The sequence below is a fragment of the bacterium genome (assembly GCA_035370465.1).
Classification (GTDB): domain Bacteria; phylum Ratteibacteria; class UBA8468; order B48-G9; family JAFGKM01; genus JAGGVW01.
Genome location: DAOOVW010000047.1, coordinates 1 through 11752, shown reverse-complemented (window position 1 = coordinate 11752; position 11752 = coordinate 1). Strand labels below are relative to the sequence as shown.

At 30.5% G+C, this 11752-nt stretch carries 12 protein-coding genes and 1 tRNA gene; 7 read left to right on the top strand and 6 right to left on the bottom strand.

Annotated elements, in window-relative coordinates; all coding sequences use genetic code 11:
• Positions 1-133: 133 nt before the first annotated feature.
• A complete protein-coding gene (locus PLW95_06655) occupies positions 134-382 on the top strand; it encodes a 50S ribosomal protein L27 (protein ID HOV22339.1) in 249 nt (82 codons plus the stop codon).
• Between the two features lie 2 nt (positions 383-384).
• The gene (locus tag PLW95_06650; GenBank protein ID HOV22338.1) at positions 385-1242 is read left to right on the top strand and encodes an NAD(P)H-hydrate dehydratase; all 858 of its coding nucleotides are present in this window, start codon (positions 385-387) and stop codon (positions 1240-1242) included.
• 25 nt (positions 1243-1267) lie between these two features.
• On the opposite strand, the gene metG is transcribed toward PLW95_06650, so the two are convergent.
• Positions 1268-1597 (bottom strand): methionine--tRNA ligase subunit beta, encoded by a 330-nt coding sequence (metG, locus tag PLW95_06645; GenBank protein ID HOV22337.1) that lies wholly within the window; start codon positions 1595-1597, stop codon positions 1268-1270.
• A 33-nt stretch (positions 1598-1630) separates the two neighbouring features.
• Positions 1631-3298, bottom strand: a complete 1668-nt coding sequence (locus PLW95_06640) for a ribulokinase (GenBank protein HOV22336.1) — start codon at positions 3296-3298, stop codon at positions 1631-1633.
• A 46-nt stretch (positions 3299-3344) separates the two neighbouring features.
• Between PLW95_06640 and PLW95_06635 the strand changes: the two genes are divergently transcribed.
• Positions 3345-4001: a YggS family pyridoxal phosphate-dependent enzyme gene (locus tag PLW95_06635; protein ID HOV22335.1), complete on the top strand. Its 657-nt coding sequence runs from the start codon at positions 3345-3347 to the stop codon at positions 3999-4001.
• A gap of 26 nt (positions 4002-4027) precedes the next feature.
• Entirely contained in the window at positions 4028-4873 is an 846-nt protein-coding gene (locus tag PLW95_06630) for a site-specific DNA-methyltransferase (GenBank protein HOV22334.1), read from the top strand.
• Here PLW95_06630 and PLW95_06625 read toward each other — a convergent pair whose 3' ends face one another.
• Complete coding sequence (locus PLW95_06625) at positions 4874-5803, bottom strand: hypothetical protein (GenBank protein ID HOV22333.1); 930 nt, start codon at positions 5801-5803, stop codon at positions 4874-4876.
• 51 nt (positions 5804-5854) lie between these two features.
• On the opposite strand from PLW95_06625, the gene PLW95_06620 reads away from it, so the two are divergent.
• Positions 5855-5947: transfer RNA gene (locus tag PLW95_06620), tRNA-Ser, on the top strand.
• Between the two features lie 122 nt (positions 5948-6069).
• Here the strand turns inward: PLW95_06620 and arsM are convergent.
• The 3 genes from arsM to PLW95_06605 form a co-directional block, all read right to left on the bottom strand.
• The gene (arsM, locus tag PLW95_06615; GenBank protein ID HOV22332.1) at positions 6070-6819 is read right to left on the bottom strand and encodes an arsenite methyltransferase; all 750 of its coding nucleotides are present in this window, start codon (positions 6817-6819) and stop codon (positions 6070-6072) included.
• A 274-nt stretch (positions 6820-7093) separates the two neighbouring features.
• The gene (gene purC, locus PLW95_06610; protein HOV22331.1) at positions 7094-8131 is read right to left on the bottom strand and encodes a phosphoribosylaminoimidazolesuccinocarboxamide synthase; all 1038 of its coding nucleotides are present in this window, start codon (positions 8129-8131) and stop codon (positions 7094-7096) included.
• A 1-nt stretch (position 8132) separates the two neighbouring features.
• Positions 8133-9503 (bottom strand): lyase family protein, encoded by a 1371-nt coding sequence (locus tag PLW95_06605; GenBank protein ID HOV22330.1) that lies wholly within the window; start codon positions 9501-9503, stop codon positions 8133-8135.
• Between PLW95_06605 and PLW95_06600 the strand changes: the two genes are divergently transcribed.
• Positions 9476-10645 carry a uroporphyrinogen decarboxylase family protein gene (locus PLW95_06600; GenBank protein ID HOV22329.1) on the top strand — a complete coding sequence of 390 codons (1170 nt, stop codon included), beginning with the start codon at positions 9476-9478 and terminating at the stop codon, positions 10643-10645. The two genes, PLW95_06605 and PLW95_06600, sit on opposite strands and share 28 nt — an antisense overlap.
• Positions 10646-10760: 115 nt before the next feature.
• Positions 10761-11752: ATPase, T2SS/T4P/T4SS family (locus PLW95_06595; GenBank protein HOV22328.1), on the top strand; the 992-nt coding region annotated here is incomplete at its 3' end.

Here is an 11752-nt window from a genome sequence, read left to right as displayed (position 1 = left end):
ATTCATATATACAGGATGGCCTTTATCTTTGTCAAATTTATTTATGAGGAAACTACTCTCTTTCAAAGAGATTATTTTTGAGGAATGCCGACCTGTTGACAATAAAATTTTTAAAAAGTATAATTAAAGCACTATGGGAAGAAAAAAACAAGGTAATGGAAGAGATTCAAATCCAAAATTTAGAGGAACCAAGATTTTTGCTGGGCAGGTTGTTAAGGGTGGCAATATTATTGTTAGACAAAAAGGAACAAAAATTATGCCTGGCAAGGGTGTGGGAATTGGGAAGGACTTTACTCTTTTCAGTTTAATTGATGGAGTTGTTGAATTTTCACAAAAAAAGGGTAAAAAAGTAGTAAATGTTGTGCCTTTTTCAGATAAATAATAATGAAAGTTATCCCTTCAGTCCTTAAAGAAAGAAAAAAAGATACTCATAAAGGAAATTTTGGACATCTTTTTATAATTGGAGGTAGTACTGGCTTAACAGGAGCAGTTTGCCTTTCCTCTATTTCTGCTTTAAGGAGTGGGTGTGGACTTGTAACTATTGGTATTCCTTCCTGTTTAAATAAAATAATTGAGGTAAAACTTACAGAAGTTATGAGTTTACCTTTACCTAATGATAATGGTTTTATTTCAGAAAAAGGTATTGATGTTGCATATAAATTCATAAAAGAAAAAAGTGATGGTGTTGTTATAGGTCCCGGGATTTCTTTAAATAGTGGAACAAAAAAGTTTGTTATGGGATTATTACCATTAATTGATAAAAAACTTCTTATTGATGCAGATGCTTTAAAAATTATTTCAGAAAATTTAAGTATTTTTGAAAAATTAAAAGTAAAACCAGTTATTACACCCCATCCCGGGGAGATGAAATTTTTAACTGGCAAAGAAATTGATGAAATACAAAGAAATAGAGAAAAAATTGCCTTGAAATTTGCAAAGGAAAATAATGTAGTTGTTGTTTTAAAGGGGTATAGAACTATTGTAAGTGATGGAAAAGAAATATATGTGAATTTAACAGGAAATCCAGGAATGGCAACAGGTGGAAGTGGAGATGTTCTTTCAGGTATTATTGGCAGTTTTCTTGTTCAGGGAATGGATGAGTTTGAAAGTGCAAAATTTGGGGTTTTTGTTCATGGACTTGCCGGAGATTTTGCCTGTAAGGAAAAAGGTGAAATTTCATTAATACCTTCTGATATAGTTGAAAAATTACCTTATACCTTCAAATACTTAAAAGAAAAATGAGTTTTTACCAGTTTATTTATAAAAATTAAGTAATTTTACTGCCAGCAGGGACATCATCTTTATCAGTTGTCAAAACAGAAAGTTGAGTATCAAATAATGTTGCAAGAAGCATACCTTTACTCTCAATCCCTCTTATAACTTTTGGTTCTAAATTAACAGCAACAACTATTGTTTTTCCAACCAGTTCTTCTCTCTTGTACCACTTTTTTATTCCTGCAACTAATTTTCTTGTTTCATCCCCAATATCAACAGTTAAAAGATAAAGTTTGTCTGCTCCTTCTATTTCTTCAACTTCTAAAATTTTTCCTACCCTTAAATCAATTTTTTTAAAATCATCAAATTTTATTGTTTCCATTATCTCCTCCATTTTTTATAAAAATTATATAAATTAACTTCCAGTTGTTTCTTCTTTTATTTTAAGTAAGTCCTTCATTACATTATAAAGAGTTCCTTTATAATTTTTTGTTCCAAATGCATCATAAAGTTGTTTATAACACACATAAATTCTATCATAAATTTTTTTGTTTTTGTTTTCGGGTTTATAGACAAAGTCCTTAAATTTACAAATTTTTTCCTGTGCTTCATTTACATTTTTAAAATATCCTCCTGCAATTGCCCCAAAAATGCTTGCTCCTACTGCACATGTTTGTTGTTGAACAGGTAATTTTATTTCTTTTCCCAAAATATCAGAGTATATCTGCATTAAAAGAAGATTTTTTTCAGAAATACCTCCTGTTGCAATTATTTCGTTTACTTCACCACAATATTTCTTGAGTTGTTCAATTATTACTTTCTCTCCAAAACCAGTTCCTTCAATCAAACATCTGAAAACTTCTTCTGGTTTTGTATTTAAAGTGAACCCAAGAATAAGCCCTGTTAATTTTTCATCAACAAGAATTGTTCTATTCCCATTTTGCCAGTCAAGACATAAAAGTCCACTTTCTCCCGGCTTTATTTTCTCTGCTTTTTTTGTAAAGTAGTAATAAGAATTTTCAGTAAATTCAGGCATAAACTTTTTTACAAACCAATAAAAAATATCTCCAACAGCGGGTTGTCCTGCCTCAATTCCATAATATCCTGGAACAATAGAATCAGGAACAATTCCACAAATACCAGGAATATCTTCTAAATATTTATTTTTAGGGTATATCATCATATCACATCCAGAAGTCCCTATAACTTTAACAAGTATTTTTTCTTTTATGCCTGCTCCTACTGCTCCAATGTGGGCATCAAGTCCTCCTACACTAATAGGTATCCCTTCTTTCAGTCCTGTTTTTATAGCCCAGTCCTTACATAAATATCCAGCAATTTTCCCTGCTGGATAGGTATTTTCATATAGTTTTTTTCTTAACCCTTTAAAAGAAATATCAAGTTTTTCAAGAAATTCATTATCTGGAAGTCCTCCCCACTTTTCATTAAACATCGCTTTATGTCCTGCTGCACAAATAGACCTTTTTACTTCTTCTGGTTTTTTTATACCAGAGAGAACAGCAGGTATAAAATCTGAGCATTCAATAAAAGTCCCCATTTTTTCAAAAACATTTTTATCAACTCTTGCCAGATGGAGTAATTTTGAAAAAAACCATTCAGAGGAATAGACACCTCCTATTTTCTTTAGATATTCGGGCCTAATTTTTTTTGCAAGTTGTGTTATTTCTTCACTTTCATTAATTGATGTATGGTCTTTCCAAAGGTATGCCATTGCATTTGGATTGTTTTGAAATTCAGGATAAAAACAAAGGGGAGTTAAATTTTCATCAACAGGTAAAGGAGTACTTCCTGTTGTATCTACACCAATTCCTATAATTTTATCAATGGAAAAACTATTTTCTTTTTTGCTTTTCTTTATTGCTTCTTTAATAACTTTTTCAAGACAAATTAACCAATCAGAAGGATTCTGCCTTGCAAAATGTGGATTTTTCTCATCAATTATTACACCATCAATGCCTGAAATATAATTTGAAATTGCTTCTCCTGAAACCTGTCCATTTATCCAATCCACAATTACACATCTTACAGAATTTGTTCCAAAATCAAGACCAATTGAAAACATTATAATCTCCTTACAAAAATTGTATAATAAAAGAAAGGAGAATTCAATGGGAATTAAAGAAAACTTAAATGAAATTTTTAGAAAATTACCTGGCGGTGTTGAACTTATTGCTGCAACAAAATCAAGAAGTGTTGATGAAATACTTGAGGCAATAGAGTGTGGAATAAAAATAATAGGAGAAAATTATGTTCAGGAAGCAGAAGAAAAGTTTAAAGTTATAGGGAAAAAAGTTAAATGGCATATGATAGGGCATTTACAAAAAAACAAAGTAAAAAAAGCAATTGAGATATTTGATATGATTGAAACACTTGACAATTTTTCTCTTGCAAAAGAAATAGATAAACACGCAAAAAGAAAAGAAATAATTTATCCAGTTTTGTTGGAAATAAATAGTGGAAGAGAAATACAAAAAAGTGGTGTCTTACCAGAAGATATTGAAAAAGTTGTTGAAGAAATCTCTACTCTTGAAAATGTAAGAATAAAAGGATTGATGACTATGGGACCACTTGTTGAAAAACCAGAAGATATGAGACAGTATTTCAGGTTGACAAAAGAGTTATTTGATAAATTAAAAGAAAAGTGTTTCCCAAATGTAGAAATGAAGTATTTATCAATGGGAATGACAGATACATGGGAAATAGCAATCCAAGAAGGAGCAAATATGGTAAGAATTGGGACTGGGATTTTTGGTCCAAGGAAATAATTTTTACCAACAGGAGAGGTGGCTGAGTGGATGAAAGATACAAAATTTTATATAATAAAGGTATGATAGAAAAACTTATAAATAAAGTTGTATGTATGGATTGTGTAGAAGGAATGAAATTGCTTCCAGATAAAAGTATTGACCTTGTAGTTACTTCTCCACCTTACGATAATATAAGGAATTATCACGGATTTAAATTAGACCTTCATAGTGTTGGAATGGAGATTTACAGAGTTCTTAAAGAAGGGGGTATTGCTGTAATGGTAATTCAAGACCAGACAAAAAATTATAGTAAAACACTTACTTCTTTTAAAACAATTATTGACTGGTGTGAAAATATTGGTTTTAAGTTATTTGAATGTTTAATATACAAAAAATATGGTGCAGAAGGAGCGTGGTGGAACAAAAGATTTAGAGTTGACCACGAATATATGCCTGTTTTTTTAAAAGGGGAGAAACCACAATATTTTAATAAAGCGCCATTAAAAATTCCATCTAAATGGGGTGGAGTTACTATGACAGGAGGAGCAACACGACTGACAAATGGAAAAACACTTAAATCAAGACAAATAAAAATAAATAAAATGAAGTGTAGAGGAACTATCTGGGAATATTTAACCTGTGGAGATGGCGATAAATTAAAACATCAACATCCAGCAACTTTTCCTGATAAATTACCTGTTGATTTTATAGAATGTTTTTGTCCTGAAAATGGCATTGTGTTAGACCCATTTATGGGTAGTGGAACAACAGCAATAGCATCAATAAAGTTAGGTAGGAAATTTATTGGATTTGAAATTTCAAAGGAATATTGTGAATTAGCCGAAAAAAGAATAGAAATGTATTCTATTCCTTTATTTATTGAAAAATAATTATCCAAAATTTCCTAATGTGTATTCCATTCTTTTGTTTGCTGTAATTGCCCATGAGATTGGGTTTTTTTCTATAATCTCTATAAAATTTTTACCCGTTAAGCTGTTTTCTATCTTTTTCTCAAGTTTAATTATTTTAAACTCCTCTAAATTCCACTTTTCTTTTTTAAATTCCCATCCAGTATATTCACCTAATAGTTCAAAAAGTGGATAATATTTTTGGAAAGATAAAGGGATATTATTAATTTTCTCTAATAAAATTTTATCTCCTCTTCTTTTATTGATTTTTATGTTATCAAACTTTTCAAAAATACTCTGTAATAAATGGATAATATCTTTAAGTTTCTGTCTTGAAAATATCTCAAAAATTGGGTAAATTGGACTATCTTGCTTTTTCGCTTTAAGAAACATAAGCCATTCATTACAATTTTCAGGGTAATTAAGTAAATTTTTAAAAGTTCCATCAACATATAAAAGAGGAACAGTTGTGGTGTTTAAAAACTTAATTTCTTTATTTAATATTTCTTTTAAACAGCACAAAAGAAAATGAATTGTCGCTAATGGGTATTTCTTTTGAAAATTATGAAGAGCATCAAAATTTCTTAAATTATTTGGATTGATTGACTTATTGAAATTTCCCCAATTATCAGGAACTTCGTTCTTGTTGTATAAAAGCATATGATGACCACAACTTCTTATTTCCTTTCTAAAAATTTCAATATCAAGAAAAATACAATCTTTGATACTTATATTTTTTGTCTGACAGAGCATTTTCCCATCGTAAAAGCCAACAATTTCCCATTCTAAGTAATTTGACATAAGTAAACCGCATAATATCCCATCTACATCAGGACTTATAATTGCCTGTTGTTGTTTTTCAAAAATCCATGGGAATTCTTTCTCAATAATTCCATAATTAAGATAATTCATAGTATAATTATAACAAATTATTGAATTATAAAATAATAATTTTTACCAACAGGAGAGGTGGCTGAGTGGATGAAAGCGGCCGATTCGAAATCGGCTTCTGCCCGAAAAGGGTGGACGGGGGTTCAAATCCCTCCCTCTCCGCCAGTTGGAAAAGGAAAGGTTTGGCTCGCCCTTTGCGAGGGCTCGCCAGCCGATTTTAGGCGCAAAGTTTAATTTTTTGTTTTTGTTCCGCCGAAGGCAGAACGCCAGAAGCGGGTTTTTCTTTATTATTTTTGAATTTCAATTTTTAAACTCTCAAGCGGTATTCCTTGATAATGTCTTTTGCTTATATCTTTATCTTCGGATAAAACTTTTATTTTGAGTCCTGCTTTTTTAATAATTTTCAAGTAGTCATTTTTTAATAAAGCACCGCCCACACACCCCGCTATTAATTCATTGTCTCCTTTTTGTTCTTTTGATAAATTTTTCAGCAATACAATATCTGAAATATACATTTTCCCCCCTTTTTTGAGGACTCGGCGTGCCTCATTAAAAACTTTTGACTTATCCGGCGCAAGATTGATAACGCAATTACTGATTATTATATTAATGGAATTATCCTCAACCGGCAATTCTTCAATATCGCCCAATCTAAACTCTACATTTTTATATCCGTATTTGTTGGCGTTAGATCTTGCTCTTTCTACCATTTCCTCAGATATTTCTACGCCAATAACACGTCCTGATATGCCAACTTTTTTGGCTGCTAAAAAACAATCAAATCCCGCTCCCGAACCTAGATCTAAAACAACATCTCCCTCTCTAATTTGTCCCATTCCTGTTGGATTGCCACAGCCGAGTCCCAGATTTGCGTCAGACGCTGATTTTATTTCTTGATTGGAATAACCTATGCTTTCTGCAATTTGTTCATTGGTTGCTGTATTTTCACAACCGCAACCACTGCTACAACAGCCGGTATTTTTAGTCGCAATTTTTCCGTAATATTTCTTAACGATTTGCTTAATGTCTTTTTTCATAATTTTTTATTCCTTGTTAATTGATAAATTTATTTAAAAAATTACTGATATTTTTAAATTTTTCTTATTGCACAATAAACACACTTTCTCTCTTTTTTGTGGTGTGTATGAGTTGGGCACATCGGTAACACTTTTTTATTCAAATTTTGTTGTTTTTTCATCTCAATAAATTCCCTCTCTTTTTATTATTATTTAACTGTATTTTGCCGCAAAAGAACAAAAGCAATTCGGATTTTTTCAAATACACACCGTTTTCTGAAACATAGTTCCAGAATTAGGGCAAATATGAGGAGTATTCTTGTATAATTTCTTTTAAAGGAGGACTGGCAAAGAATTTTTTACCGGTAAGTTCATTAGCAAATGATTTATAAATATTTTCAATTGTTTTTTTCAATTTTGTAGGTAATTTTTTTGGATTTAATTTACAAAGTGATTTCCAATCATCAATTCCAATATCTTTTGCCTCATTTTTTGCTCTTTCTACTTCTTCATACCATTTTGTTTTTCTATAATATTGTCTTGCAATTTCCTTACTTAAATTTATACCATTGTATGTAAATCTGCATTCATCAGGAGTTCCTATAACATCAACAACAATAAATTCTCTTTCAGGGGTAAATCCAAGTTCTATTTTTCCATCTTCATTTTCAATCCCTATTTTTTTGACTTCTTCACTTATTGTTGCATTTATTACAAAAAGAACTTCTTGCATTTGACTTACTTCCTCATCAGAAAGGCATGCAATTTCTTTACCTTCTTTTAAGGAAATATATCTATCTTTCATCTCTAATTTTGTGCTGATATCAAATATTGGTTTTTCCAATTTTTCTCCTTCTACTGGAAAATGGTCAAGTCCAATATCTGACAAATTTAATTCACCATTTTTAAGCCGTTTTAATATACTTGAACCAGAAGGAATCCCATTTCTATAAATAATTTCAAGAGGAATGAGAAAATTACCTTTTTCCTTTTTATAAATTGAATAATCATATTTACCTGATGAAAATGTTGGTTTTAAAACTCGGACAAGAGAAATTTCCATTGTAGAAACAGGTCTTTCAATTTCCCCAAACTTTCTTAAATTTCCATTTTTATCCACAACCCCTCTATAATGTGTTTTAATGCCTTTTCTTTCAATCTTTTCAAAAAAGAAAGCACTTACAATACATAAAGAGGCACCTTTTCCATCAATATTATCAGGCATTTCTCCCCAATCAAAAACAGAGTATCTATCTGAAAAATGGAATCTTCCAATTCCCATTTTATCTTTTTCTGCTTTTTTAATAATTTCTAAGTCCTTAACACTTCCCATTTTATATCCTTTTTAATTTTTTTTCCCAGAAATTGCATATTTTGTTCACTTTCTGACTTGCAATTCCTGTATAATTCTCTGGGTTTTCTATTACTTTTCTTTGTTGAGGTGTAAATTTTTCAATATATTTTTTAATTTCTTCATCCTGAAAAACAATTTCTGTTAAGGGAATACCTGTTTGATATGATTTCATTGAAAGTTGCCTTATTTTTTCATGTGCATCAGGATGTCCATAAAAAGAAAGTAAAATTTGCATTGGTTCTGCTATAATTTTGTCTTTACTCATATTAAAATTTTTCACCAAATTATTTTTATCAACAACAATTTTCTCCATTATACTTTTTATTCTTCTGATAGATGAATCAAACATAACAAGCAATTCTGGAATATATCTTTGTGATAAAGAATTTGTTAAGTCCCTTTGATGTTCTGAAATCTGGTCTGAATAAGAAGTTATAATTCTTGGCATAAATGTTTTCCATGCACTCTTTACATTTTCAAAATTTATTGGATTTCTTTTTTGTGGCATTGTAGAAGAACCAACCTGATTTTCCTCAAATGGCTCTCCAACTTCTCCTATTTCTGTTCTTTGTAAGTTTCTCATATCATCTGAAAGATTTGCAAGGACTGAAAAAGAAGAAATTATAGAATGGACAAAATCAACCATTGGTTCAGGTGGAACAATTTGAGTTGAAATTCTTGATGGTTTAAGAGAAAGTTTTTCAAGAAAAGTACTTTCAAATTTTTCTACATCTTTTATAAAAAGTGAAAGTCCATTATAACAACCAACTGGACCTGAAAATTTTCCTTTTAGGTTTTCTTTTGCGTTATTTACTTTTAAAATTCTTTCTCCCCATCTTTCAATATAAACAGAAAGAAAAAATCCAAAAGTAATTGGTTCTGCATGTTGTCCATGTGTTCTTCCAATTTGAATTGTTTTCTTTTCTTTCCTTGCCTGTTTTATGAAAATATCTTCAAGCTCAATCATATCTGGAATAATTACTTTTTCTGTTGCTTCTTTTAACATAAGACATCTTGCTGGTTCAACAATATCATAAGAAGTAGCACAAAAATGAATAAATGGTTTTGCTTTCTCAGATACATTTTTCTTCAAAACATTAACAATTGCCCTTATATCATGTTTTATCCTTTTTTCTTCCTCATATATTTCTTCTGCCTTTATATTCCGGGCTACCTTTTCTACTTCTTTTACAACATCTTCTGGACAGAGATTAAAATCTGAAAGTGTTTGGAGAAGTGCAATTTCAACTTTAATTTTATAATTAAGAAAACTTTCTTCTGTAAGATAATCAATAAGTTGGTCTACTTTGTATCTATAATCAGATGGCGAAAATAATTTATAATTTTCCATACAAAAATTATATTTTATTTATTGATTTATTTCAAGGAAATATTACAATTAAAAATGTGGAATTCAAATTTATATCAGAAAAGAAAAAAGCCGATTTTGAGACATTCAAAAAAGTTCTTGAAGGGAAAGAAAAAGCGAAAAGGGTGCATTTTGCCGAACTTCTTTTTGATTATGAGATTAAAAAATATATTAGTGAAAAATATTTTGGGAGAAAATGGATTGATTTTTCTTATGAAAATATTGATGATTGGACCAAACAGGAAATTTATTTCTGGTATCAATTAGGGTATGATTATGCGAGAATATCAGGGGGGCTTGATTTTGAGGGGAAAGGGAGGGTAGGAGAGGATACTGCAGTTCTTTCAAGAGGGCAGAGGGGATGGGTAGAAGAAAATAAAGGTGTAATTTCAAATTGGGATGAGTTTGAAAAATACCCATGGCCAAAAATAAATGAAATTGATTATAAAACTTATGAAATTACAAGTAAAAATTTACCAGAAGGAATGAAAATGGTGGTTTGCCCTTCTTCTGGTGTTTTTGAAATATCAAGTGAGAAAATTCTTGGTTTTGAGAATATGAGTTATTTAATATATGAAAATTATGAATTAGTTGAGGCGGTTTTTAATAAAGTTGGACAATTGATGGTATCTTTTTATGAAAATATTGTTGAAATTGATAATGTTGAAGGATTTTTTCAAGGGGATGACTTGGGTTTTAAAACATCAACATTTCTTTCACCGTTCTACATAAGAAAATTAGTAATTCCATTTCATAAAAAATTTTCTCAAATTGCGCATGAAAAAGGGAAAATGTATTTTCTTCATTGTTGTGGAAATGTTTTAGAAATTATGAATGATTTTATATATGATGTAAAGATAGATGCTTTTCATTCTTTTCAGGATGAAATCATTCCTGTATGGGAATTTAAAGAGTTATATGATGAAAAAATTGGTATTTTGGGTGGGATTGATGTTAATAAATTATGTACTTATAATGAAGAAAATTTAAGAAAATATGTAAGAAGAGTTCTTGACCAATGTATGCCTGAAAGGTATGCTTTGGGTTCTGGAAATTCAATAGCAAACTATATTCCTGTTCAAAATTTTCTTATTATGCTTGATGAAGGATGGAAATATAAATAAATTTTTAGGTGAGGATTTGATAAGGATAAATATTATTTTCAAATCAAGATAGCAAAAAAAGAAAGAAAAAATTGTTGTTGACAAAATATTTTTAAAGTGATATTATAGTTATACAATGCCAACAAAAAAAGAAGTAATAAATATTATTCAAAATGTAGGTCTTTGGGGTAGAAAAGAAATAGAGCTTGCACTGGAAGAACAAAGTAAAACAGGTCAGCCATTAAAGGAAATTTTTCAAAATAGGGGAATGTTACCGTTTGGAGAGGTTGCTCCTTCTTTTTATTTTCAATTAGGAATAGTTCAAAGAGAATTATCCGCAAGAGAAATACCCCATGAAGTTCTTTCTCTATTACCCGGGAAAATTGCCAAGAGTCATAGAGTGGTTCCATGGGAAAAAAGAGAAAATGGAGTTGTTGTTCTTGTTACAGATGACCCTATAAATATTCTTGCTGGTGATTACTTTAAAGGGCTGATAAATATTGAGGGTATAAAAGATGTAGAAATTATGGTAACTTTTAAAGAAGAGATGGACCAACTTCTTGAAAAGTATTATGGTGAAGGAGAAATGGAGGACTTAACAAAAATGATTCAGGAAGCAAGTAGTGCAACAATAGACCTGGATTTACCAGCAGAAGAATTAGGGGATGATGAAGAGTCCCTTGCATTACAGGCGCCAGTAGTTAAAATAGTAAATCTTGTTTTTGTTGAAGCATTGAGAAGAAGAGCAAGTGATATTCATTTTGAGCCACTTGAAAAGAAATTTAGAGTTAGGTTTAGAATTGATGGGGTTTTATATGAGACTGTCTCTCCACCAAAAAGGATTGAGAAAGCAGTTATAGCAAGAGTTAAGTTAATGGCAAAAATGGACCTGGCTGAAAAACGGCTTCCGCAGGATGGTAGAATTATGCTTGATATAAGTGGAAGACCAATTGATTTTCGTGTTTCATCTTTACCTGGAATTTATGGAGAAAGTGTTGTTTTGAGAATTCTTGATAAAACATCAATGTTAAAGGGATTGGAAGAATTGGGTTTTCTTGAATATGATTTAAAAAGATGGGAGAATTTGTTAAAATATTCAGGTGGTATTGTGCTTGTAACAGGTCCAAC